The sequence below is a fragment of the Bradyrhizobium sp. CB1015 genome, assembly GCF_025200925.1.
GTDB lineage: Bacteria > Pseudomonadota > Alphaproteobacteria > Rhizobiales > Xanthobacteraceae > Bradyrhizobium.
Genome location: NZ_CP104174.1, coordinates 7351436 through 7374882 on the forward strand (window position 1 = coordinate 7351436; position 23447 = coordinate 7374882).

The following is a 23447-nucleotide window of genomic DNA, read 5'->3' on the forward strand; positions in this document are numbered from 1 at the left end:
AACCCTGAGGTGAGTCTCGCTATTTGCCGCTCGTCAGAGGAGCGCCCTGCGGCTCCGGTAGCTTGAGAGCGGTTTCGATCTTGGCGAGCAGCGCCTGGATTTCACTTCGCTCATTGGGGCCGGGATGGGCTTCGAGTCGCGCCAACAATTGCTCTTTGTGTACTATCAAATTTGCAAGAGCGGACATCCTAGGATTGCCAGCGAAAGGGCCGCTCGAAAGAGCGGCCCTTTGTCTGGTTCACCAACTCCGGGTACCGAAGCTGAAACCGATGCTCGGGCCACCGCCATAGTAGCCGTAGCCGCGATCGTAGTAGCCGGGGCCGCCATAATAGCCGTAGCTTCTGCGGACCACGTACCCGTCGTCCCCGCCGTAGTAGCGCTGGACGTACCGAGGACCGCGGGTCCGATAGCAGCGGCCGTACTCGTCACAGACGAGGCGGACCTGCTCGACGCCACCAAGCTCGGCCGACGCGATGGCCGCAGGCGCGAGCGGGGCGGCATTCGCAGAGGCCGCCATCAGGGTGGCCCCGAGCGCTCCCAGCAAAATGGTCTTCATGGTTCTTCTCCTTCCGTTGCGAGATCAATCGATCTCTTCGATGACGCGACGTTCGCGGGGTTCGACGATGTAGGTGCGGCTGTCCCGATTGATGTACCGGTACTCGCGAAGGGTCGGAGCATCCCGATAGACGTCTTCCGGGAAGGCCTCGATCTCCACGCCGTCAGGCACGCGCTCGCCGGTGCGGATTTCGGTCCGCACCGAGCTGCCGGTGGTCACCCGCTTCTCGCGCTCGACCGGGCGCGCCTTGACGTGCTTGCGGACGACTTCGCGATCGCGGTCGCTGAACGTCACCTTGCGCTGCTCCGTCCGCACCGGCGCGGCCGCCGTGGCACGGCCGGAGTACGGCAGGACCGTCACGATCTTGTAGGTCGACGGCTCGACGATGACGATCTCGTCCTTCACCAGGACGAAGTTGTAACCGCGGTACTGCGGCACGATCTCGACGACCTCGGGCGGTAACGGCTGCAGGCGGACGTCGCGCGGGACGACGGTGCCCACCGACAAGGAGAAGTTCACGTTGGTGAGCGGCTGCACGTTCAGGTGCGAGATCGACGCGCTGATGCGGGTCCGCTGCTGGTCGTTGATGTTCACCGACGCATTCACGTTGCTGTTGGACGAACGGTCGACCGTGTTCTGCTGACTGTTCGGCTGCTGGGCCGTGTTGGTCGAACTGCCACCCGACGGCGACTGCGCCTGGTTGGTGCTTGAGGACGGCGGGTTGGCGCTCTGCGTCTGGTTGTTCGTGTTCGAAGGAGTGTTGGTCTGCGCCTCGTTGGACGGCGTCGTGGTTTGCCCGGACGGCTGATTGGTCTGAGCCTGGTTGGTCGAATTGTTCGAAGCAGGCGCCTGCGTCGTGTTGGTGCCGCTGCCCGAATTGGACGACTGGCCCGCCGCGGTCTGGCCGGTCGAGGATGGAGACTGCGTCTGAGCCGAATTCGTCGAAGAATTGGTCTGCGCGGACCCCGACGAGCTGGGCGACGTGGTCGACGGGGAATCCTGCTGACGCTGTGTCGCGGTCGGATTGGAATTCGACGTGCTCGGAGAAGACTGCGCGAACGCCGAAGTTGCGATGGCGACTGCAGCGGTCGTGGCCAAGAATAAACGCTTGTTCATCTGGAAACCTCCAAATGTGGATGTCGATCAACCCCAATCCATCGGCGCGGTTCCATTTCGGGAAACTTGGCAATCGAAAACTTGGCAATCTGGGGGTGCATTTTTTTCGAGAAGCCGGATGAGCTGTAGCGAAATGGCACGACGGCTTTCGCGATCGGGAACAACCGGAACTTCGATGACAACTCCCCGTTGGCAGTAGCTACCTACGAACTCTGAGGAGGACATCATGAAGAAGTTGATTGTATGCGGCGCGCTCGCCGCTTTCGCCCTTGGCACCCAGGCCGCCGGCGCCGCCGAGTTCTACATCGTCCGCGACGCGACCACCAAGAAGTGCACCGTGGTCGACACCAAGCCGACCACGACCACCACGACCGTCGTGGGCAACGGCGTCTACAAGACCAAGACGGAGGCCGAGTCCGCCGTGAAGACCACCAAGGTCTGCACCGAGCAGTAAACGGTCTCGCCAAGCCGAGCCGGCCTGGCGAGAGCGTCCTGACAGCAAATGGAGGAGAAGACGCCAGTATTGATTTTGTGGGCCGTTCCTGCCGTGCTCGTTGTCGGCGGCGTCGGCTATTGGTTAGTCCACATGCACTGAGCGAGCATCAACTCGCGCGAAAGGCTCGCCCGCAAACCGGGCGAGCTTTTTTTGTTGAACTCGCGAAAACTTTGAGCCGGCCACCTGAGGCAGACACAGCATTCGCGAGCGCATTGTCTCTGAGGTTGGTCTCATCTGCACCGCCTGTCAGTGTCGGCTTCGCGAGCAGAATGCCGCGTTGCGCTACCTCGAGATGCGCACCTGCTCCGCCCCGATAAAATCCAACCACAGTAGCTCGGGAACAAGTGGCATGTTGAGCGGTTGTGCTTCGATCACGCTGAGCCGCGCGCCCTGTGGGCAGGCTTTTGGTGCGTGCTGATGCATCTGGATGGCGACCCTTGCTCGACCTTTGGTACAAGAACGCCGTCATCTACAGTTTGAACGTGTCCACGTACAAGGACGGGAACGGAGACGGCATCGGCGATTTCAAGGGGCTGACGGAGCAGCTCGACCATATCGCACAGCTGGGCGCAAACTGCCTGTGGTTACTTCCGTTCTATCCGAGCCCCGGACTCGACCACGGCTACGATGTGACCGACTACTACAACGTCGCTCCGTCGCTTGGCACGTTGGGCGACTTTGTCGAATTCAGTCACCAAGCGAGGTTGCGGGGCCTGAGACTGATCGTCGATCTGCCGATCAACCACACCTCCGACCGGCATCCATGGTTTCAGCAGGCGCGCGCCAACCCTTCGTCACCGTATAGGGAATACTACGTCTGGTCAGCCGCAGAGCCGGAAAACAGCACGGAAGGAGTCGTCTTTCCGGGGTATCAGCTGAGCGTATGGACCTACGACCTTTGCGCGAGAGCGTGGTACTATCACCGCTTCTACCAGCATCAGCCCGACCTGAACATCGGCTGCCCGGCAGTCCGCGAGGAGATCTTCAAGATCTTCGGTTTTTGGCTCGAGCTTGGCGTGTCCGGATTTCGAATTGACGCTGCGCCGTTCGTCGTGGAAGAAGTGCGGCCCGACCGTCCGCCGACGCGCCGATATGAATTTTTTGCCGAGCTTCGCAATTTTCTCTCCTGGCGGAAGGGAGACGCGGTTCTGTTGGCGGAAGCCAACGTCGCTCCGGGCGAGCTGAAGCACTATTTCGGCGATGGATCGCGGATCCACCTCCTCTTCGCGTTTCTCATCAACCAGCACCTTTTTCTTGCTCTGGCGCGCGAGACGTCCGAGCCTTTGCGGCGCTGTCTGACTTCGCTACCGCGGCCGCCGCAGTTCGGACAATGGGCTCAGTTCCTGCGCAATCACGATGAGCTGGACCTCGGACGTCTGACTGCCGAAGAGCGCGAGGAAATCTACGCCCAGTTCGCGCCCTCGCGCAAAATGCAGCTCTACGGGCGCGGAATTCGCCGCCGCTTGGCGCCCATGCTCGGTAACGATCGCAGGCGCATAGAGTTGGCTTTCAGCCTGCTCTTCAGTCTTCCGGGCACCCCGATCGTCTACTACGGAGACGAGCTCGGAATGGGTGACGATCTCGCACTTCCGGAACGATGGCCCGTGCGCACCTGCATGCAGTGGACCGAAGAGGAGAACGGCGGATTCTCCTCGCGAGCCCCGGAACAATTGCTGCATCACCTGATCCAAGAAGGCGCCTACTCGCCGGCGCAAGTCAACGCAATCGCACAACAGCGCGACCCGGACTCGCTGTTCAACTGGCTTCGCCGCCTCGTGGAAATGCGTCAGTCCTGCGCAGAAATTGGTTGGGGCGAGTGGACGCTGCCCGAAGCCGATTGTCACTCGGTTCTAGTCCAGCAGTCCGTCTGGGAGAGTCGATCAGTACTAATCCTGCACAATCTATCGCATGTCGAATGTACCACCCAGATCAAGGACCTTTCGAAGGGGAAGAAGCTGACGGACCTGTTCGGCAATCGGATTTATCCATCGAAGCCGGATGCCGAGAGTGCCATCGAGCTTGATGGTTACGGATATCGCTGGTTTCGCATGGAGTAGTTTCGCCGTTCTCGAATGCTTCGCGCTCGCCGGTTTGTTCTCACGCTTGGCGTCCTCCGCGAGCGACCAGTTCGCGATAGCGATTTTCGTACTCCCTCGCCATCCGGCTCGCGACGAAGCGCTCCTCGAAGCGAGCGCGGACCTTCCTTCTGTCCAGCCGGACGACTTCCTTGACCGCTTCAATCGCCTGCTCCTCGCCGTCCACGATGAAGCCGGTGACGCCGTCCTCGAGGACTTCCGGCACCGATCCGGAGCGGTAGGCGATCACGGGCGTCCCGCAGGCCATCGCCTCGATCATGACAAGGCCGAACGGCTCCGGCCAGTCGATCGGAAACAGCAAGGCGGCGGCCCCGGCGAGGAAAGGTTGCTTCCGGGTTTCGTCAACTTCACCGACGAGCTGGATTGTCTCGCCGTCGATCTCGGGCTCGAGCTTCTTCTTGAAATAGGCCGTCTCGGCTCGGGGTATCTTGGCCGCGATCCGGAGCGGCATCCGGACGGTGCGGGCGATGCGCATCGCAGCTTCCGGCCCTTTCTCCGCCGTCAGCCGCCCGAGAAAAGCCAGGTAAGACCCGGCTTCGTATGAGGGGCGAAACAGGTCCTTGGGCAATCCGTGCTGAATCGTCGCGATCCAGTTGGCCCCCGGAAGCGGACGGCGCTGGTTGTCGGAGATGGAGACGAACGGGGCCTCGGCGAACGTCCCGATCACGTCGGACAAGCCAGGAAGGTCGAGCCGACCGTGCATCGTCGTCAGAAACGGCACGCCGGTCCGGCTCAGCACCGGCAGCGGCAGCCAGTCTACGTGGGAATGAATGACGTCGAATTCGTGCGCACGTTCGGCGACGGTCTCGATCAGCAGCGAGCAGGCGGCGTTCGGGTCGACACCTCGCCGACCGAGCCGAAGCGCGCGCGGCCACACAGCGTGGAGCTTGGCCTTCGTGCTGGAGTCGCCGCTTGCGAACAGGGTGACGTCGTGACCGAGGTCGACCAGCTCATCCACAAGCCAGGCGATCACGCGTTCCGTGCCACCATACAGCTTTGGAGGAACGCTCTCGGCCAAGGGGGCAAGCTGGGCGATCCGCATCGATCAGTCACCAAAGACGGCCCGCAAGCCGATCGCGAGGACCGCGGAGATGAGAAACGAGATCGCGAGCAACGTCCAAACGGGCCTTATGCTCCCGCGAGCTACGCGCGCGACGAGCATTTTCATGGTCGTGAACATTCGACTCGGGGGAGCCGGTGCAGGTAGGCGATCCGGAAGCCGGCGAGTTCTTCGGCATCGCTCTCTCGCTCTTCCCCTCTTCTCTGCAGGTGACGTTCGAGAAGGCAGCGCCGGCTGTCCTGCGGGCCAACGTCCAGGTTCCGCGCCCGGTAAACTGTCCAGGCGGTCTCCGTGGCAGTCTTCGAGACGACATCGTCGACCATCTTCACGCTCCCGGCGACCGATCCAATCGCTGGCAACTCAAGACGATCAGCAAAGTTTCCGGTTTTTCCCGGTGACCAGAGGTGAGCTGGACAAGGCGCGCTCAGCACGCTTTGGCACGGGCCCGCTCGCGTGCCGCACGACGGCGCTGCAGTCGCTGGCTTCTGCCGGAGCGCCTGACGGCAAGAAGCGGGGATGCCACCGGGGCTGAAGCGGAAGGCTCCGGCTGCGGGTGCAGCGCTCCGTCCGTATCTCGGCATGAGCTCGAGCACCGCACGACCCTTCTCAGTGATGCGACGGCCGTTCAGATGCTCGACCAAGCCTTGCGAGAAGATGTCGAGAGAGGGCGCGCGCGCGGCGAGGCGCCTGGTCCGCTCGGCCCAGTCGCGCCCGCCCGTCACCAGAATCGCCATATCGCGCTTGAGGTCCGCCATGACGGCGAATCCATCGGGATAGCTCACCAGGATCTTGAGCACAGTGACCTGTAAATTCACCCGCCTTCCTCGACCTATCGCCACATGTTCGGAGCGTCGTGGAGGGCCTCGCGTCCGACCTGCTTCAGCCTCTCGGGCGAGGTGTCGCCGTTTGTAGCGGCTTCCAGGATCCTCGAGGCGACGTGGGTGCGTGCCCCGGTTTCATAGCGCGAGACGTCTTCGCAAATACGGCGCGCAAAAGCGCGGTCGTGGTCGGATCGAACATGGGAACCCCCAACGCAAGAAGTGTTAGCCTACCGCGTAAACTCTTTCCGGCGAATTCAACAAAGTTAACGTGGCCACATCAGCCGATGGCCATCGAGCAATTCCGCGACGCAACATTTACTGAACTCAACGACCTTGCTGTTGTGGTCCAAGCTCGAGGCTCTCGAGTGAAGCTGCCCAGCGATGACCAGCCTGCCGCTCTAAGCGGGTGAGTTGTTGCGGCCCTTTGAGCGGCTCGTCCTCCCGCAAGCTGGAGGGCCGCTTCCGAACCATAGGCGGCAACGGACGTTATCGAATCATGTCAGACGCCTTTGACTACTTCCGGGCCTACGCGGTCCGAGCTCTTTCCAAAGCCCGCTCGATGCCGCAGGGCAAGATGAAGCATCTGCACCTTGTGGCTGGACGAATTTATAATCTCCTCAAGAATGAGGCCGCTTACGCTCCGAACGTGCAGCACCTCGAGGACTTCCGCGCAGCACAGAAGCTCGAGAGGTCTCTCGATCGGGAGCCTGACGTCGCCGCGACCGCTCGACATCTTGCCACTTCACCGAGATCGCAGGACATGGGGCGGGAGGCTCATTGAGTGCCAGCCCTTGACACCCGCGCCGTAGCAAGCCTCCTTCGAAAATATGCGCAGCGCAGCGCCTTGCGCGGCGGCAATCCCTACCGCGCAAAAGCCTACTCTCGGGCCGCAGATAGCCTGGCGGCTCTTGCCGTCCCCCCGGACGTGCTCATCGCCGAAGACCGTCTTACGGAGATCCCGAGCGTCGGCGAGGCGATCGCCGACATCATCGCCAAGCGTCACAAGACGGGCACTCACCCGAACCTCGAAAAGCTGCGGAAGGAGATTCCCGCGGGCGTGCTCGAGATGCTCGCTGTACCCGGCCTTCGTCCAGAGAAGGTGCTGCGCCTGTACAAGGATCTCGGCATCGGCTCGCTATCGGAGTTGGAGGCCGCCGCCAAAGATGACCGCATCAAGAAGGCTAAAGGACTCGGCGCCGCGCTGCAGACCAAGATCCTGCAGAACCTCGCGGTCGCCAAAAGCGGAGAAGGCCACCTCCACCTGCACCGCGCCGCCGCGCTGCTCGCTCATGCGAAGGACTCCATCCGCAAGTCCCGGCCCGAACTTAAGCGTGTGACGATCGCCGGCGATTTCCGCCGCGGCTGCGAACTCGTCGGCGATCTCACGATCGTTGCGGAGGCTGCCAAGCCGGACAAGACATCGACGCCATCGGCCGACGGGCTGCGAATCCGAGTATCCGACCGCAAGCACTTCGGCGCCGCCCTTCTCTTCGCCACCGGCTCCGCGGGCCACATCGAGCAGCTCCAAGCCTTGGCCGCCGAGAAGGGCATGCGGTTAGGCGCCGAAGGCTTGCACAAGGGCCGCTTGCTGGTCGCCGGCGAGGAGGCTGAGATCTACCGCGCCCTCGGCCTGCCCTTCATGGACCCTGAGCTCCGGGAGGGGCGCGGCGAGATCGAGGCGGCTCTGAAAGGCAAGCTCCCGAAGCTCGTCACGGACCAGGACCTGCGCGGCATCCTTCACTGCCACACCGATGCCTCCGACGGCACTGAGACGCTGGAGACCATGGCTAAGGCCACGCTCCAGCGGGGCTTCGAGTATTTCGGCGTGGCGGACCATTCAAAGTCTGCCCACTATGCCGGCGGTCTCTCTGTTGAGGAGATCGCGCAGCAGCACCGGGAAGCCGATCGACTGAACAAGCGCTTCGGCAAGGACTTCCGGGTCCTCAAGGGTATCGAGTCCGACACCCTGGCGGACGGGTCGCTCGACTATGACGATGACGTTCTCGAGCGCTTCGATTTCGTGGTCGCCAGCATCCATGGGCGCTTCAAGCTGGATCGCAAGGCGCAGACGCAGCGCCTGCTTCGGGCTATTTCCGACCCTCACACCACCATCATCGGCCACATGACGGGGCGGCAACTTCAGCGGCGGCCGGGCTACGAAATCGACGTTGAGAAGGTGCTGCGGGCGTGCGCCAAGCACGACGTTGTGGTCGAGATTAACGCCCACCCATGGCGGCTCGACCTGGACTGACGTTGGCACCAGGCGGCCCTCGACTTCGGTTGCATGCTGAGCATCAATCCCGACGCGCACTCGATCCCCGAACTCGACCACATGCACTGGGGCGTCGAGATGGCCCGCAAGGGCGGTATACCGAGGTATGCGCTCGACAGCCTGACCGACTTCAAGCTTATCGTTCCGTTGACAGGACCCATCCTCGGTCTGGTGCCGGGGCACGCCGGCTATACCAAGTCCTCCGTCGAGGGACTTGCCGACAGGATTTGGCGACTCGCATTGCCCAACCCGTCCCAGCCTACGATCTCACTCACGGTCGCGGCTCGACGTTTCGGCACCGACGGCACTCCATGGGCGGCGATCTTGGCGGCGATCGCCGCGGGCGACGTCTGTGTCTTTCGCGGCCGGGACAAGCGCGGCACGTTGCGGCAAAGCCTCACTGTGGCCGACCTGGATGCGTTCGTTGCGGGCGTTCGGAAGCACCTCTCCCGACGGACTACGGACAACCTGCCGGACCGGATCGGCGCACCGACTGCCGCCGAGCTGCTCGGGATCAATGAGGCGTTCTTCTATCGATTGATTGCCGGGCGCCCCGATTTGATTCGGAAGAAGGACGATGGACCCACGCCGTTCTCTCGAAACGAGATCGCCTCCGTCGCAAAGCGCTTTGTGTTCGCCCCCGAGGTGGCTGTGCGGACCGGCGAACCGAACAAGAGGGTTCGCAATTTGCTCGGGGAATCGGGTGTCGTGCCGGCCATCGCACTGCAGCCGAATCGCGACCTTGGTTATGCCCGATCAGAAGTCGAGCCGGTCCTTATCAAGCTGTCCGCAGAGCGAGAGCGGCTGCTCGCCAATCTGCCAGCGAGTTCCGACGATGTTCGAGTCGCATTGATCAGGATGGTCATGAGCGGCACCTCGACAGCGGCCGCTGTGAGAAAGGGATCGGGTACGGGGAAGCCTTGAAGTGGATTCGGCGCTGGAAGAGAAAGGGTTCCTACAAATCCGGCAAGGGCGGCAGCCAAGGTTCGCCGCTGGACAAGTATGAAGACTTCGCTCGAAAGTTACGCGGACAGGACCCGAAACCGACGCTTGCGGAGGTAGTGGCGGCGTTCCGGGCCCTAGGTATCGTCTGCGCCGAGAAGACCTACATCGCGTTCCTGAAGCGAGTTGGCCTAACTTACAGAAGCGTTCGCGGCGAAAGCATCAGGGCGGCTCACAGGCGTAAGGCGGAAGCGGGAATGCCCTGGTCGAACGCGGAGTGTACCAGCAAACGCGGTAAAAAATCCTGACCTACTGCTGTTCGTTTAGCGGAAAGCCGATCGATCAGACCGAAGACCGCGTTCAATTTCTTCTCATCCATTATGAAGTTCAAACAGCCGGGGCGTCCTGCTCTCGTTTGGAGCACCGCCGAGGTTTGGCTGGATGACGGTTGCCGTCGCTCGCGCAAGGTCGTCGAATTTCGCCGCGGAAATCCGGATACGCATTGAATCGGTTTCGACATCCTCCCCTTGGCGTGAATCCGTCACGAAGTCAGATTCATCTTGGCGTCGAGAGTGGCCTCGAGCCAGTCGAGGTGCCGCCGCAACTCTTCCGCCCCCTCATGGCCCAGCACCTCGTCCGCCTCGCGCGGCTTCCATTCGGCTCCGAACGCGTTCCCGCCGTAAGCCGTCATCTCGGCCACAAGGAAATCGGCGTCCTCGTCAAGCAGGCCGCTCGTCCGCGCCAGCGTGGCCACCTCATCCAGACCGCCGAAAGTCTCCGGACGCCAGCCGTCCCTAAACTTGGCCGCACCGTAGCGGTTCAACAGTTCGTATAGGCGTGGCGTCCTGCTCTCGATCGCGGCGCCGGCGAAGTTCGGCTCGATCCGGATCCCGACGGCTCTCGCTAGGTCATCGATCTCGTCGCGGCTGTCCGGATACGGATTGGCGCCGGCGTACCCGACCGTGTACGTCGGCGGGACGTGGCAAGCTGCGTGCCGCAAGCGCACCCCCGCGCCCGGGGCGGCCACGATGATGCTGCCATGGATGGCGCCTTCGATGGGGTCGACGTTCGCGAGCATGAACCAGCGGTGAGGCGCGGGTCGGCTGGCGTTCTGCCGATGCTCGGCCGTGAACGGAACGTGGATTTCGGTGCCTGATGCACGTCGGGCGAAGTCGGCCTGTTCCGGCGTCGTGATCTCGACCCATGCCGGATAGCCGTGGCTCTCGGTGATCACGTTGAAATTCAACCGCCGGAATTCCTGCAGCCGCGGCAGCACTCTGGTGTCCATGACCGGCCTCCCTCCGCTGGGAGGGACCTTACGCGCCAGTCCGGCAAGGCGGAATCCTCAGAGTTAAAAAATCTGGAAAAACAACGAACTACGAAATCGAGTCGTTCTTATCGTCAAAATGGGCGGATCGAGTCGTTCTTAAAGCCCAAATCGAGTCGGACCCAAAATGCGCGATCGTGGGAAATCAAAGGCTTGCGCGAGTCGTTCTTATAGTGGACCAACATCACCTTGCCGGGCCGCGACAAGCACTCCAGTTCCGCTGAAGCGCGCGCAGGAGTTGTCGCGGGTTCGGGCTTGAAGAATGCGGAAAGTGGGTTCGCAGACGCGGACGACGTCGAGAGGGATCGTGTCCCTGAGCGTGGTGTAACTGGCGGTGGGACACCGCGTTCGCCGGCAAGAGCCGGACTGGTCAGCTGGCGATAGCCGGGAGGCTGACGGTTGGATCATCGCTCAACGGCGCGATGGTTTCCAGGGTCATGTAACGGGCGCGCTGGACGGCCCATTCATCATTCTGTTCGAGCAGGATCGCGCCGATGAGGCGGACGATAGCGTCCTCATTGGGGAAGATGCCGACGACCTCGGTCCGGCGCTTGATCTCGCCGTTGAGGCGCTCGATCGGGTTGGTCGAGTGCAGCTTGGTGCGGTGCTGCGGCGGGAACGTCATGTAGGCCAGCACATCGGTCTCGGCCTCGTCGAGGAAGCCGGCGAGCTTGGGTAGCTTGGGGCGGAGCTGATCGGCGACCTTCCGCCATTGCGCTCGTGCGGCCTCGGCATCGTCCTGGGCAAACGCAGTGGCGATGAAGGCGGAGACGACACGCCGTCCACTTTTGCCGGCATGGGCCAGCGCGTTGCGCATGAAGTGCACGCGGCAACGCTGCCAACTGGCGTTGAGCACCTTGGCGACGGTCGCCTTGATGCCCTCGTGGGCGTCGGAGACGACCAGCTTGACGCCGCGCAGGCCGCGGCGGGCGAGCTTGCGCAGGAACGCCGTCCAGAATGTCTCGGCCTCCGAGGGACCAATGTCCATGCCGAGAACTTCGCGCCGGCCATCGCTGTTGACGCCGACCGCGACGATCACCGCGACCGACACGATGCGCCCCTGCTGGCGCACCTTCACGTAGGTGGCGTCGATCCACAGATAGGGCCAATCGCCCTCGATCGGGCGAGCGAGGAACGCCTTCACCTTGTCATCGATCTCCGCGCACAGCCGCGAGACCTGGCTCTTGGAGATGCCGCTCATGCCCATCGCCCGCACCAGATCGTCGACGGAGCGGGTCGAGACGCCCTGCACATAAGCTTCCTGCACCACGGCGGTGAGCGCCTTCTCGGCCATCCGGCGCGGCTCCAGAAAGCCGGGGAAGTAGGAGCCTTTGCGCAGCTTGGGAATGCGCAGCTCGACCGTGCCGGCGCGGGTCTCCCAGGTCCGGTCGCGGTAGCCGTTGCGCTGCGCCAGACGCTCGGGGTTCTTCTCGCCGTAGGCGGCCCCGGTCTGGCCTTCCACTTCCAGCTCCATCAGGCGCTGGGCAGCAAAGCCGATCATCTCGCGCAGCAGATCCGCATCAGGGGTCTTCTCCACGAGCGTGCGGAGGTTCATCATCTCATCGGTCATCGGTGGTTCCTCGAATCAGGTTGGTGTCAGCAACCCGACCCTACCGGCGAACAGCCGGTGACCACCGCAAAGCCGCCCGCCCGCTACGGCGCCATGGGAGGGCGCGCGTGCGGACGGCTTTGCTCTACCGAGCTACACCATCACCGGGGACACGACCGCCGCAGGCGAGATGAGTGCGCGGACCGGGGGAATTGATGCAAAGGCTGTAACCGCACCCGAACGGATGTAGCCGATGTTACGGCTGCCAGACGAGCGCTACATCCGAACTGACGGCTGGGCATTCGACCTTCCCGGGACGACATTCTCTCCGGAGTGCAGAACCCGTCCGATCGCGCGGAGCGATTGCGATGAGGGAGGCTACGATGGATTTTACGCGGATGTCGGATGCAATCCGGCTGCATCACGCCTCTCATCACCGCGATGGGTACGATGGCGCCGGCGAATTGGGCCCTGGGTCGAGTGTTCCGTTCGTGGCTGACCCGGTCGGAAGTGGCGCCCTTTTCCATCCTCCCGGCCCGTTTGCTGATCCTGGAGCATACGCCGCGAGCGCGAATACCCATCATAGAGACTCCGACCCCGTTCAATCCGAACATCCCCCATCGGGGAGCGGGATGGACGGCCACGCCGGCAACCACACTGCAGCGGGCCTGGACGTTTCGTCCACGACGCCTGCTGCCGGCGCATCCTTTCCCGAGAAGGGTATTGCTTCGGTCGAGAGTGGGGCGAACACGGCAGGGAACGGCGGGGATGGCCATTTTTACGGAGGTATCATTCACGCGTCCCTGTTGATCTACGAACCGATCAACATTTCGATCAGCGTGGGATACGGCTCGGTCGCCCTGGCCAACCAGTCCAACAATTTGAATGTTGATCAATCCGCTTTTCAAATGGCCGGCATCGGCGGCCCTGGCGGCAATGACAACATTGCAGCGGGTGGGAGCATCAGTACGTTTTCAGGCTCCGGCGTGATCGCGAGCGGCGACAACAGCGCCGGAAACGGCGGCAGCGGCCATTTCTCGGGTGCGATCGTGGACGCTCCCGTGGTGATCTATCATCCGATCAATATGGCGTTGGCGAGCTCGGGCGGCACTGCACATGCAAGTCAGTCGAACACGGTTGACATCGACCAATCGGCCACGCAGATCGCGGGCGTCGGCGGAAGTGGCGGACATGGCAATGTGGCCGCCGGCGGCAGCGTCATCACGCTCGACCCCAGTTGGGGATCGAGCGTCTTCGACGTTCAAACGGGCGGAAGCCAGGCCGGCAATGGCGGTGACGGCCTGTTCTACGGGGAACTCGTCCATACCTCGTTTGTCGTGTACAACCCGATCAACATCGCGATCGCAGGCTATGGCTCCAGCGCTTACGCGGTCCAGATAAATGATGTCTCCATGGATCAATCCGCGGTCCAGATCGCTGGGATTGGCGGCCACGGCGGCAACGACAACGCCGCAGCGGGCGGCCATGCAAACCTTCTCTCCCATAATCTGTGGGGCGGGTCCGATACGATCGCGACCGGTTCGAACAGCGCAGGCAATGGCGGCAACGGCTATTTTGCTGGCAGTCTGATCGACGTCAGCGTCGCGATCTATGCACCCATCAACATAGCAATCGCGGGTCCACATTCGACGGCCGTGGCCGATCAGGTCAACAACGTGCACATCGACCAGAGTGCGACCCAGATCGCCGGCGTTGGCGAGGACGGCGGCTACGGCAACCTCGCGCTAGGTGGCGATGCCGCGCATCTCTTGTCGGATCTTCACCTGGTGGCATAGCGAAACGTCGCGTCGCTCGCATGGCTGATCGCATCGCGGCACGCGCCGTCGCCGCTCTTCGCATGCAAAGCCCGCGCAGAGGCGCCCTCCCCGACGAAATGTCGTACTTTCGTACGTAGGCCCACCAAGCCGGATGGTGTTCGATTTGACATCTATCGCTCTCGCGCATGGGCGGATCAGACTTGCCGTGCGCGTCCGCCTGATCGGGATGGATGTTGCACGACAGCCAACAAAGCGACGGAGGCCTCAAATGATGCCAAAGGCAATCAACATCTCGGATACGATCAAGGTTAAATCGATCGACACCGGCGGTCAAAGTGACGGAAATGGCGGCGACGGTACTTTCAAGGGAGCCATCATCAGCAAGCCGACTGTCAACTACGATCCGACCAACAAGGCGGAAGGCGCCGACGTGCACGTGAGCACCGGCGATCACGTCAAACAGACGGCGGATTGGGATGCCGGCGGCGCCAACGCCAAGGCCTCGGTGTTCTCCAAGGCTCATGGCGGAGACGCGGAGTCGAACGGCAGCCAGAAGTCCTACAGCGGCTACGATACCTCCAAGGTCTACGCCAATACGGATGCGACCCAGATCAACAAGCTCGCGGTGGACCAGCACCAGGAAGTTGTCGCCGGCATCGGCGGCGACGGCGGAGACGGCAACTTCGCATGGGGTGGCGGGGTGACCTTCCATCTCGACACGCTCTGACCAGCCGCTCGTCCGACTGGCGGGACCGGCGGCCGCGGCCGCCGGTCCCGGATTTCACGCCAAAGATCTACCGATGCCGTTGCCGGATTGCGTTGCCCATCAGTCAAGTGCGCCGGCCCCCGATTTCAGGCGGTGACGATCATGCTGATGCCGCCCATTCGGTTGCCCATCCTGCCGCGGATCCGGACGCCACTGCACACCGCCCTCCGGTCCTGCGTGGGACCGCTAGGTCTCGTTTTCGCATATAGCTGCAGTTACAATCTGCTACTGTTTGCGCCCTCCATCTATCTTCTTCAGATCTACGACCGGGTGCTGTCGAGCCGGAGCGGCGACACGTTGCTCCTGCTCACGCTCATAGTCGCGATCACAGTGGTCGTCGGCGGCGTGTTCGATGCATTGCGACGCGCCGTCCTTGGACGCCTCGGCGCCTGGCTCGACGATCGCCTTCGTCCCTGCGTGCTTTCGGCCGGCCTCGAATCGGCGTTTCGCAGCGATTGGACGCAAGCGTCGGGCGCATATCGGGATCTCACCGTGCTGCGCCAGTTCGTCGAGTCCGGCTCATGTACGATGCTGTTCGACGCGCTCTGGGCGCCCTTGTTCCTCCTTGTCCTCGTTCTGATCCATCCCCTGCTTGGCCTGGTGGGCGCCTGCTGCGTCGCCTTCCTGTTCGCACTCACGGTCGCCGGAGAGCTGGTCACGGAAGACGCTTTGCTCAGGTCCAACGCCGCGCTCTCCAGAAGCTACGGTCGCCTTCAGACTGCCGCGGGCAACATCCACATGATCCGCGCCATGGGAATGTTCGATAGCGCTGCGCGCATGATCCACCGTGACGCGCAGCACGCGCGCAGAGAGCACGATGTGGCGCTCCGGCGAGGCGAGATCATCTCACTGGCCGCCAAGCCGGTTCGCGCGCTGTCGCAGGTCTTGATCATGGGAGCTGCCGCGTGGCTCGTCCTCGATCACGGGAAAAGTCCGGCAATCATCTTTGCTTCTACGCTGATGTTCAGCCGGGCGCTCGCGCCGGTCGAAAGTGCGGTCGCGGGCTGGAAATCACTCATGACGGCCGTGAGCGCCTGTCAGCGGCTCGGCGCACTTCTCGGCGCATTCCCCGTCGCGCGGCAGGAGAGTGCGGGGGTTTTCCCGCCGCAGGTGCGAAGCGGACTCGTCGTCGACAATGTGGGCGTGTGGCTTGCGGGGACTGACCATCTTCTGCTGAACGGCGTCTCCCTCAGCCTCATGCCCGGAGAATGCCTTGGCATCATCGGTCCGTCCGGGTCAGGCAAGTCCTTGCTCGGCCAGGTGATCGCCGGGCTGTCCATGCCGACGCATGGCCGTGTCCTCCTCGACAATACCGACGTCTCGCTGCTTCGCGAGGGCCGAAACGGCGACGGCCTCGGATATCTCCCCCAGGACATCAATCTGATCGGCGACACCATCAACGACATCATCGCACGCCTCGAAGATGCCGACCGGCGGAAGGTCGTCGAAGCGGCCAAGCTCGCCGGAATCCATGGGGCGATCATGCGCCTGCCGCAGGGTTACGACACGGTGGTTCACAGTGAAACGATCTTCTCACGCGGGTATCGGCAGCGCCTCGGTCTTGCCCGCGCCTTTTTCGGCAGTCCACGCCTCATCGTTCTCGACGAACCCAACGCCAGCCTCGACTACGGGGGCGAGCGAATGCTCCTGGATGCCATCGAGCGCATGAAGCTCGCAGGCGTCATCCTTGTCGTCGTCACTCACAGGATGGGTCTCCTCGCCGCCACGGACAAGATTGCCATCATGGAAGACGGTGCGGTCACCGCGTTCGGCGACAGCGAGGACATCTTTGAACGGCACCTGAGCCGACCCCAGGTTACTTCGCAGGCTGCGCTATGATCTGGAATTCTCTCATCGTCTGGAGGCATCCTGCCGTCTCGAGACTTCCCATGATCTGGGACCGGCTCATGCGAGCGCCGGCGCGCTCCGCGCCCGCCCGACGATCCGGCGTCCTGGTAACCGCAATCGACGATTTCGAGCCTCTGGAATTTCCATGGTGCTCGACGCCTACGCCGATCTCGCCACGCGGAAGGCTTCGCGCTATCACCGTCGCGGGCAATCTGCTGGTGCTCTGCTTCATGCTGGGGCTTGGTACATGGGCGAGCCTCGCGCCTCTCGAGAGCGCCGCGATCGCGTCCGGCGTCGTGGAATCGGAATCGAGCCGGAAGACGATTCAGCATCTGGAAGGCGGTATCGTCAAAAGGATCCTGGTTTCGGATGGCGATATCGTACGAAGCGGCCAAACGTTGATCGCGCTGGACGACACCCGGGCCGGCTCGGAGATGCAGAGCCTTCAAGGCCAATTGTGGGATGCAGTTGCTCGTGCCGCACGGCTTCAAGCCGAGCAGCAGAGATTTGAAAGGGTCGCGATTCCGGACACGCTGGAACAGGACAGCAAGCAGAACGGAGTGGCAGCCGCTGCGATGTCGGCGCAGCAGTTCATTTTTCAGGCACGCCTGCAGGTTCACGAGTCGCAGCTTGCCGTCATTCGCGAACGAAGGCGTCAAGTCGAAAAGGAGATCGAAGGTCTCACGGCACAGGAGAGCGCCACCGAGCAGCGGGTCGGCATCGTCCGGGAGGAACTGGATATGGTCGCGACCCTCGTCAACAAGGGGCTCGAACGGCGGCCGCGACTTCTGAACCTGCAGCGGGAGCTGGCCGACGTTGAGGGCCGCCGCGGCGAGATCGCCGCGCAGATTTCCCGCGCCGCGCAAGTCATCAGCGAACAGCAGGCCACATTGTTCAAGCTCGAGAGTGAGAGGCAGAACGAGATCGCACAGTCGCTTCGTGAAGCACAGAACCAGATATTCCAGCTCCGCGAGCGGTTGCTTGCGGCCAGGGACCAGCTATCGCGAACAGAGGTCAAGGCGCCAGAGGACGGCGTGATAACCGATTTGCGGATTCATACAGCCGGTGGCGTCATCGGAGCGGGCGCTCCGCTCATGGATCTGGTGCCCCGGCAAGACCGTCTGATCGTGACCGCGCGCCTGAGGCCCGAGGATATCGATGTGGTTCATCCCGGCCTCAATGCCGAGGTTCACCTCGTACCGTACAATCAGCGTCGCGTGCCTCGCCTGAAGGGAACTGTCGTGCACGTGTCGGCAGACCGGCTCCTCGACAAGCGTACCGACAAGCCATACTACGCGACCAAAATCCGGATCGACGACGCGCAGATCCTCGCAAACGACATCCAGATCGTCCCCGGCATGCCGGTTCAAGTGTTCATCACGACAGGGCGCGGTACCGTGGCTCTCTACGCGCTCAGGCCTTTGCTCGACAGCTTCCGTGGTGCATTCAGAGAGGACTAAGTCTCCTGCATCGGACCTGCGCCGGGTTCGTGATCGCGACCCTGCGCCGGCAACCGGCCGCGCCAGCGGAGCACGGCTTCCGTCCGATTGTGCGCGGCACATTTCCGCATGATATGCTGGATGTGCATTTTGACTGTGCTTTCCGATAGGTTCAATTTGGCGGCGATCAGCTTGTTGGGCAGGCCGAGCTCCAATTCCGCCAGCACCTGTTGCTCACGAGGCGTGAGATCCGTCACGCTCCTTTCGATAGTCACTCCAGCTCCCTCGTTCACAAGATATGCGCGCGCAAGCCCGCGTGCATCTGGCGCCTCGAAATCAGGTATCCTGTTCATGCCGGCGACGGGCAACGGCCTGTAGACGCCGCCGACAAGGACAAGGCGCAGGCCAGCTATGGCGATCTCGATCGGCAGCGAGGTAGAAAGAAAGCCGCGCACGCCCCGCTGCATCGCGGCCTGCACGGTCGGCTCGTCGTCATGGTTCGACAGGATTGCAACGGCGGCGTTGGGACAACACTCCGCAACGAAGGCGAGACTGCCCGCAACCGAGGGATCGTCGATGGGCTTGTCCGCGATACTCAGCACCACCAGACGAACATCGCGGGTTGACGTGGAGTCCAGGCTTTCGACCGTTGCCATGTCGAGGATCTCGAATTCCGCCAATTCCCGCCTGAGGACGTTCAGAATGCATGTGCGAGGTAACAGGAGCGGGTCGACGATTACCAGAACCGGAAAGTGAAGCGATCCATCGAGCCGCTTTGAGGAGTTGGTTATGTCGTCCATGATTTCCTCGAGATGAAAAGAGCTTCCGCGATATTCCCATTCCGTATTGCATCTCCCCTGCTGCTGCATTCATCCTGAATGAACATCACGAGAGCGCCGCAGTGCCGCCGCCAGTGCCTTATCCACTGCGGGTTTACCTGGCGCCTGGGTGGAAATTCTTTCCGCTCAAATCATTTGGGCGCGTACCGCGCGGTGACGCAGTCGACGCATTCCCTAATTGCAGATATTTCGATACGCCGTTGACGCCGCCGACCCCGACTTGCCGTCGACGACATATGCTTCATCCTCCTTCACGAGATAAAGAAACGGTCTCTCTGCGGTCTCGCCGCCTGATGCGCTTCTTCCTTTCACGCGCCCGCAAATCGTATCCACGGGGCGTCCAAGCGTGTTCTTTCGCATCGTGCGCTTCATTTCGGTGAATTCGGCCGATCCCGGATCCTCCATCTTCGTGGCGATGGTGACCTTCGCCTTTTCTAGGACAGGATCTGATACTTCCGCGGGCCGTTCGGATGCCGGGACGCTGATCCTCGTCCGCGGTGACGCCGCTTTGGCGAGGTCGACCGATCCGCTCTTCTTTGGAGATGATTTCTTGCCGGACCTTCCCGGAGTTGCAGAATTCGTTTTGACGATCACGGGATCCGGCGCCAATGCCGTCGGCGTTGGCTGCGCGGGTCGGGCGACCGCAACCCGGTCGAAACAGGGTCGTGACGCGCACCCAAGGAAATACCCTCGGGAAGGCGCGAACCAGCCAAAGCCGATCAGGACTCCTGCCAGCACTCCAACAAAAAGCAGTCCCATCCGATTCCCCTCCCTGGGAACTCGGCTCGCACTTGTAACTAGGACTAATTCCGCGCTGGTGATCCATCTGTTGCGCAAAAGCGTTAAACGCCCATTAAGGTCGCAGTCGTCTGGACCATGCCTGGATCGGCGGATCAGATCGGGCTCCAGGCCCGTGCCGAGATTGCCGCAAAAGGCCAATCGTGAAGGCAAACATAGCCTGAGTCGGTCCGCTCTTGGACCCCTCTGCAACTTGCATGTTCGAAGATCCGCTTTGCACCACCAAAGGCTGCCGATCACCGGCTTATGGCTCTCGGGCCGATTCCGGAGCGCCGCACCAGTTTCGCACCAGAAACGGCGTGAACGAAACGGAACGAAGGCAGTTGGGATCGAGCAAAACCGCAGGAAGATCAACGAAGCTGACCAATATTCTCCCGCTCATAACGGTCTGGTTGCAGGTTCGAGTCCTGCCGGGCCCACCACGCTTCGCCCTTCGGGCTACGCGTGGCTCAGCCAAGCAGACGGCCCGAAGGGCGAAGTGTGTCCGGCATAGCTGGAGCGCAGCGGAAGCGACGACGGACTGGCGCGGTGAGATTCGACTAGGCGAGCCAGTGCCACACATTAGAAGCCAAGCGAGTGAAGGCTGCCGCGCCGAAGCTCGCAGGGCGAAGGCGGGCTGCTGCTATGCGGAGGACCGAAAGACGAGGCGCCTGGCGTCACTGGAGCGCAGCGGAAGGGAAGCCTCTCCGGGCTCAAGGAAATGCACTACCGAGGTCAGCCGAGTTTTGTGCACTGTGACTGTAATCCAAGTGCCATGCTGGTTTTAGTACGCATATTACGATTACCTGCGCGTTCAGACCATGAAACCGATTGCACCTACGCAATGGAGCTTTCTCAAGCGCTATCAACGCGCCCTAGATAGCAAAGAGTGTCTGTCCAAGCGCTTCGGCGGGGGCGACTGCGATGGCAGGATCGTTCACGCGCACATGATTCCTCGCTCGCAGCTCTTACAAATTGCTCAGCAAGGCCACGACCACGCCGTTCCTACTCGCCTTTCACCCATCGCACAGATGAAGAGATCCGGCTTTCAGGCGGAAGATATCGGTATAGGCAACTTCTCGACGCTACAGTGCTTCTGCGCACGTCATAACAAGAATCTGTTTGCGCCTTTGGAGGACGTAGCACTCACCTTCACACGCGAACAACTTACCCTGCTACATTATAGAGCGATGGCAGCAGAACGGCGCTCTCGCCGCCGCTTGGCACGGTCAGCTGGCTGCGGCAGCGGGGAAACCGGAGCAATCTCGAATACCGGTGGGGACGCCGCATCGACCAAGGACTCCAGGCTTGGCTCACTTTTCGCCGGTCGGGCTTCCATGAACTCCAATATGTCTCGCCCCTTGGACGTCAGTCTCCAGCCACCGCTGATGCGCTCGACCAGCCCCTGTGAAAAGATGTCGAGGTCCGGCACCCGGCTGGCGAGACGCCTCGTCCGGTCGGCCCAATCGGGGCCACTGGTCGCCAGGATGGCCATGTCGCGCTTGAGGTCTTCCATGACGGCAAAGCCGTCCGGATAGCTCACCAGGATCTTCAGAACCGTAACCTGGAAATTCACGCACCTGCCCCCGCGCTGGATTAATCAGCGCCAGAAAATCCCCTCCCGGGAAACGGTCACCGTACTTTGCTTCGCTTCGTTCGCGATTCAAAAATGTTAATCGCGAAGAAGAAGGGCGCGCGGGGAGCGGGGCTGCAGCCCGCGTCGGGTGTACCTAAAGCTTCCGATACGTCACATGCGCCGTCGCGAACGGAATGCCCGCGCGCCCGGCGGATCCGCGCACGATGCAGGCGCGGTCATCGATCGCATAGAACCAGTCATCGAAGTTCAGCTTGAACGACTTTCCATCGCCCTGAGGCGTGTCGCGCGTGTACGTCCAATGGAATGCGCAACCGGCCTGCTCGCCGGTGGCTTCGCCTTCCAGGCGGTTCTCATGGCCGGTGTATTGACCCTCGCCCAGCTTGTGAATCGTCCAGCGCAGCGTGTCGCTGTGGCCGTCATCGAAGGTGTAGGTTTCGGTCAGGACGACGGTGTCGGTGTCCGCATCCAACTCGCCATGCGCCGTGATCGTGGCCCGCTTCAAGAGCCCGCCGACGAGGCTCTCGACCACCGCCCATCCTTCCAAGCGGCCAACGAAGAACTGCTCAGGGAGAAACAGCGGCGTGGTGCCGGCGAACGCATCAATGGCCATGGGCTTTTCCTCCGAAACCGATGACCACTCAAGTCGCCTCTCGGCACCGGGTTCCCAAGCAGGAGACCCGCCTGGCTCGGTCGTGTGCTTGCGGCGCATGGAGGCCCCGCGTCAACACTTCGCCTTCTCCACAGCCCTTCGGAACACGGGGACAAAGCCAGTCCCGCCATTTGCGAATCCCTGCCCCGTGCTAACGCGCGGAACGATGTGGCGCGGGCACGGATTCGTCCCGCAGGAGCGATCTCGCAATGCTGATGACCAGGGAAAGACGGCCGGCGATCCGGACCTTGAGGGGATGGGCCATCCATGTGCTGCACGAGGCTGGCGCCATCAACGAATGCGAGGAGCACGGCTGGGCCAAGGATCGTGCCGACCCTCACGCCCGCGAACGCGCGATCGATCTCGCCCGCCAGGATCCACCGGACGGCGTCTCCGCCGATCAGGCCGTCGCGGAGATCAACAATGTCCTCGATTCGATCGGCGATACCTGTCCGGAGTGCCCTGACGAGAGTCTTTGAGGCCTGCGGCAAGGACCTTCGCGCACCAGGCGGCATAAGGCGTGGTCCTGGCCATGTGGCGATCCGTCCGGTGTCACCGGATGCTTCATGCCGATTTCCGCCGCGCCCCTGCCGCCGGCTTCTTCGCGGACGTCTCCTTGGCGGCAGCCTTCTTGCCCGCGATCGGCATCAGCATCTCCTTCTGGCCGGCCGCCGCCTTCCTCGGCTTCTTCGCCGGCTTGTCTGCCTTCGCGGGCGCGGCCAGCTTGCCTGCATCTTTGCCTGCCTCCTTGCCGACGCTCCGCCGCAGCGCCTCCATGAGGTCGACAACGTTCTCGCCCTTCGGCCGCTCCTTCGGCCGGATCACCTTCCCGGCGCGCTTCTCGTTGATCAGCTCGATCAGCGCGGTCTCGTAATGATCCTCGAACTTCTCGGGAGCAAAGCGTCCGGCCTTCTGGTTGACGATGTGCCGGGCGAGATCGAGCATGTCCTTGGTGACCTTCACGTCCTGGATGTCGTCAAAGTATTCATGCTCACTGCGCACCTCGTAGGGGTAGCGCAAGAGGTTGCCGACGAGGCCCTTGTCCATCGGCTCCAGCGCGATGATGTGCTCGCGGTTGGTCAGCACCACGCGCCCGATCGCGACCTTATCCATCTCGCGGATGGTCTCGCGGATCACGGCGAAGGCGTCGTGGCCGACCTTGCCGTCGGGGCGGATGTAATAGGGGCGGATCAGGTAGCGCGGGTCGATGTCCGACCTGTCGACGAACTCGTCGATCTCGATGGTGCGCGTGGACTCCAGCGCGATCTCCTCGAGCTCTTCCTTGGAGACCTCGATGTACTGGCCCTTCTCGAGCTCGTAGCCCTTGACGATGTCCTCATTCGGTACCTCGTCGCCGGTTTCCGCATCGACTTTGACGTATTTGATGCGGTGGCCGGTCTGCCGGTTGAGCTGGTTGAACGAGATCTTCTCGCCCTCGGACGTCGCCGGATAGAGCGCCACGGGGCAGGTGACGAGGGACAGTCTCAGGAAGCCTTTCCAATTGGCGCGCGGGGCCATT

20 protein-coding genes and 2 pseudogenes are annotated in these 23447 nt (G+C 62.3%); 9 read left to right on the forward strand and 13 right to left on the reverse strand.

From position 1 onward, the window contains the following. Positions 1-238: 238 nt before the first annotated feature. The gene (locus N2604_RS34400) at positions 239-556 is read right to left on the reverse strand and encodes a hypothetical protein (RefSeq protein WP_260372392.1); all 318 of its coding nucleotides are present in this window, start codon (positions 554-556) and stop codon (positions 239-241) included. Between the two features lie 24 nt (positions 557-580). Further along, positions 581-1672 (reverse strand): DUF1236 domain-containing protein, encoded by a 1092-nt coding sequence (locus tag N2604_RS34405; RefSeq protein WP_260372393.1) that lies wholly within the window; start codon positions 1670-1672, stop codon positions 581-583. A 226-nt stretch (positions 1673-1898) separates the two neighbouring features. Between N2604_RS34405 and N2604_RS34410 the strand changes: the two genes are divergently transcribed. Beyond that, positions 1899-2126: a hypothetical protein gene (locus N2604_RS34410; RefSeq protein WP_260372394.1), complete on the forward strand. Its 228-nt coding sequence runs from the start codon at positions 1899-1901 to the stop codon at positions 2124-2126. A gap of 479 nt (positions 2127-2605) precedes the next feature. Continuing rightward, positions 2606-4225 (forward strand): alpha-amylase family protein, encoded by a 1620-nt coding sequence (locus N2604_RS34415; RefSeq protein WP_260372395.1) that lies wholly within the window; start codon positions 2606-2608, stop codon positions 4223-4225. A gap of 40 nt (positions 4226-4265) precedes the next feature. On the opposite strand, the gene N2604_RS34420 is transcribed toward N2604_RS34415, so the two are convergent. The 3 genes and pseudogenes from N2604_RS34420 to N2604_RS34435 all read right to left on the reverse strand — a co-directional run bounded on the left by N2604_RS34420 (position 4266) and on the right by N2604_RS34435 (position 6344). Then, positions 4266-5306, reverse strand: a complete 1041-nt coding sequence (locus tag N2604_RS34420) for a glycosyltransferase family 4 protein (protein WP_260372396.1) — start codon at positions 5304-5306, stop codon at positions 4266-4268. 122 nt (positions 5307-5428) lie between these two features. After that, positions 5429-6139 (reverse strand): hypothetical protein, encoded by a 711-nt coding sequence (locus N2604_RS39865; RefSeq protein ID WP_409241665.1) that lies wholly within the window; start codon positions 6137-6139, stop codon positions 5429-5431. A 14-nt stretch (positions 6140-6153) separates the two neighbouring features. Next, positions 6154-6344, reverse strand: a pseudogene (locus N2604_RS34435) (hypothetical protein). Between the two features lie 297 nt (positions 6345-6641). Here N2604_RS34435 and N2604_RS34440 point away from each other — a divergent pair. Further along, positions 6642-6926, forward strand: a complete 285-nt coding sequence (locus N2604_RS34440) for a hypothetical protein (protein ID WP_260372398.1) — start codon at positions 6642-6644, stop codon at positions 6924-6926. Next, positions 6927-8519, forward strand: a pseudogene (locus N2604_RS34445) (PHP domain-containing protein); the annotation flags it as partial. 1072 nt (positions 8520-9591) lie between these two features. On the opposite strand, the gene N2604_RS34450 reads toward N2604_RS34445, so the two are convergent. The 3 genes from N2604_RS34450 to N2604_RS34460 all read right to left on the reverse strand — a co-directional run bounded on the left by N2604_RS34450 (position 9592) and on the right by N2604_RS34460 (position 12256). Then, on the reverse strand, positions 9592-9738 hold the full coding sequence (locus tag N2604_RS34450) for a hypothetical protein (RefSeq protein WP_260372399.1): 147 nt from the start codon (positions 9736-9738) through the stop codon (positions 9592-9594). Between the two features lie 162 nt (positions 9739-9900). Further along, positions 9901-10647, reverse strand: coding sequence for a hypothetical protein (locus tag N2604_RS34455; protein ID WP_260372400.1), 747 nt, complete (start codon positions 10645-10647; stop codon positions 9901-9903). A 409-nt stretch (positions 10648-11056) separates the two neighbouring features. Continuing rightward, the gene (locus tag N2604_RS34460) at positions 11057-12256 is read right to left on the reverse strand and encodes an IS256 family transposase (protein ID WP_260372401.1); all 1200 of its coding nucleotides are present in this window, start codon (positions 12254-12256) and stop codon (positions 11057-11059) included. Between the two features lie 611 nt (positions 12257-12867). Between N2604_RS34460 and N2604_RS34465 the strand changes: the two genes are divergently transcribed. From N2604_RS34465 to N2604_RS34480, 4 genes are all read left to right on the forward strand, one after another. Then, the gene (locus tag N2604_RS34465; RefSeq protein ID WP_260372402.1) at positions 12868-14031 is read left to right on the forward strand and encodes a hypothetical protein; all 1164 of its coding nucleotides are present in this window, start codon (positions 12868-12870) and stop codon (positions 14029-14031) included. Positions 14032-14281: 250 nt separating this feature from the next. Then, positions 14282-14740, forward strand: a complete 459-nt coding sequence (locus tag N2604_RS34470) for a hypothetical protein (RefSeq protein WP_260372403.1) — start codon at positions 14282-14284, stop codon at positions 14738-14740. Between the two features lie 141 nt (positions 14741-14881). Further along, positions 14882-16618, forward strand: a complete 1737-nt coding sequence (locus N2604_RS34475) for a type I secretion system permease/ATPase (RefSeq protein ID WP_260372404.1) — start codon at positions 14882-14884, stop codon at positions 16616-16618. After that, positions 16615-18087, forward strand: a complete 1473-nt coding sequence (locus N2604_RS34480) for an HlyD family type I secretion periplasmic adaptor subunit (RefSeq protein ID WP_260372405.1) — start codon at positions 16615-16617, stop codon at positions 18085-18087. The genes N2604_RS34475 and N2604_RS34480 overlap by 4 nt, the downstream gene beginning before the upstream one ends. On the opposite strand, the gene N2604_RS34485 is transcribed toward N2604_RS34480, so the two are convergent. From N2604_RS34485 to N2604_RS34500, 4 genes are all read right to left on the reverse strand, one after another. Then, entirely contained in the window at positions 18084-18866 is a 783-nt protein-coding gene (locus N2604_RS34485) for a response regulator transcription factor (RefSeq protein WP_260372406.1), read from the reverse strand. The genes N2604_RS34480 and N2604_RS34485 overlap by 4 nt on opposite strands. Before the next feature lie 213 nt (positions 18867-19079). Then, entirely contained in the window at positions 19080-19664 is a 585-nt protein-coding gene (locus N2604_RS34490) for a hypothetical protein (RefSeq protein WP_260372407.1), read from the reverse strand. Positions 19665-20862: 1198 nt separating this feature from the next. Beyond that, on the reverse strand, positions 20863-21258 hold the full coding sequence (locus N2604_RS34495; RefSeq protein ID WP_260372408.1) for a hypothetical protein: 396 nt from the start codon (positions 21256-21258) through the stop codon (positions 20863-20865). A 154-nt stretch (positions 21259-21412) separates the two neighbouring features. After that, the gene (locus tag N2604_RS34500) at positions 21413-21889 is read right to left on the reverse strand and encodes a DUF3833 domain-containing protein (RefSeq protein ID WP_260372409.1); all 477 of its coding nucleotides are present in this window, start codon (positions 21887-21889) and stop codon (positions 21413-21415) included. Positions 21890-22137: 248 nt separating this feature from the next. Between N2604_RS34500 and N2604_RS34505 the strand changes: the two genes are divergently transcribed. Continuing rightward, complete coding sequence (locus N2604_RS34505; RefSeq protein WP_260372410.1) at positions 22138-22407, forward strand: hypothetical protein; 270 nt, start codon at positions 22138-22140, stop codon at positions 22405-22407. An 85-nt stretch (positions 22408-22492) separates the two neighbouring features. On the opposite strand, the gene N2604_RS34510 is transcribed toward N2604_RS34505, so the two are convergent. After that, entirely contained in the window at positions 22493-23446 is a 954-nt protein-coding gene (locus N2604_RS34510) for a Ku protein (RefSeq protein ID WP_260372411.1), read from the reverse strand. Position 23447 lies beyond the last annotated feature (1 nt).

Bases quoted from the DNA above. Each gene is read 5' to 3' on its own strand.
- N2604_RS34490 (WP_260372407.1), bottom strand. From the start codon at position 19,664: ATGGGACTGCTTTTTGTTGGAGTGCTGGCAGGAGTCCTGATCGGCTTT.
- N2604_RS34455 (WP_260372400.1), bottom strand. From the start codon at position 10,647: ATGGACACCAGAGTGCTGCCGCGGCTGCAGGAATTCCGGCGGTTGAAT.
- N2604_RS34410 (WP_260372394.1), top strand. From the start codon at position 1,899: ATGAAGAAGTTGATTGTATGCGGCGCGCTCGCCGCTTTCGCCCTTGGC.
- N2604_RS34510 (WP_260372411.1), bottom strand. From the start codon at position 23,446: ATGGCCCCGCGCGCCAATTGGAAAGGCTTCCTGAGACTGTCCCTCGTC.
- N2604_RS34500 (WP_260372409.1), bottom strand. From the start codon at position 21,889: ATGGCCATTGATGCGTTCGCCGGCACCACGCCGCTGTTTCTCCCTGAG.
- N2604_RS34505 (WP_260372410.1), top strand. From the start codon at position 22,138: ATGCTGATGACCAGGGAAAGACGGCCGGCGATCCGGACCTTGAGGGGA.
- N2604_RS34450 (WP_260372399.1), bottom strand. From the start codon at position 9,738: ATGGATGAGAAGAAATTGAACGCGGTCTTCGGTCTGATCGATCGGCTT.
- N2604_RS34475 (WP_260372404.1), top strand. From the start codon at position 14,882: ATGCTGATGCCGCCCATTCGGTTGCCCATCCTGCCGCGGATCCGGACG.
- N2604_RS34440 (WP_260372398.1), top strand. From the start codon at position 6,642: ATGTCAGACGCCTTTGACTACTTCCGGGCCTACGCGGTCCGAGCTCTT.
- N2604_RS34460 (WP_260372401.1), bottom strand. From the start codon at position 12,256: ATGACCGATGAGATGATGAACCTCCGCACGCTCGTGGAGAAGACCCCT.
- N2604_RS34465 (WP_260372402.1), top strand. From the start codon at position 12,868: ATGGACGGCCACGCCGGCAACCACACTGCAGCGGGCCTGGACGTTTCG.
- N2604_RS34420 (WP_260372396.1), bottom strand. From the start codon at position 5,306: ATGCGGATCGCCCAGCTTGCCCCCTTGGCCGAGAGCGTTCCTCCAAAG.
- N2604_RS34485 (WP_260372406.1), bottom strand. From the start codon at position 18,866: ATGGACGACATAACCAACTCCTCAAAGCGGCTCGATGGATCGCTTCAC.
- N2604_RS34480 (WP_260372405.1), top strand. From the start codon at position 16,615: ATGATCTGGAATTCTCTCATCGTCTGGAGGCATCCTGCCGTCTCGAGA.
- N2604_RS34400 (WP_260372392.1), bottom strand. From the start codon at position 556: ATGAAGACCATTTTGCTGGGAGCGCTCGGGGCCACCCTGATGGCGGCC.
- N2604_RS34405 (WP_260372393.1), bottom strand. From the start codon at position 1,672: ATGAACAAGCGTTTATTCTTGGCCACGACCGCTGCAGTCGCCATCGCA.
- N2604_RS34470 (WP_260372403.1), top strand. From the start codon at position 14,282: ATGATGCCAAAGGCAATCAACATCTCGGATACGATCAAGGTTAAATCG.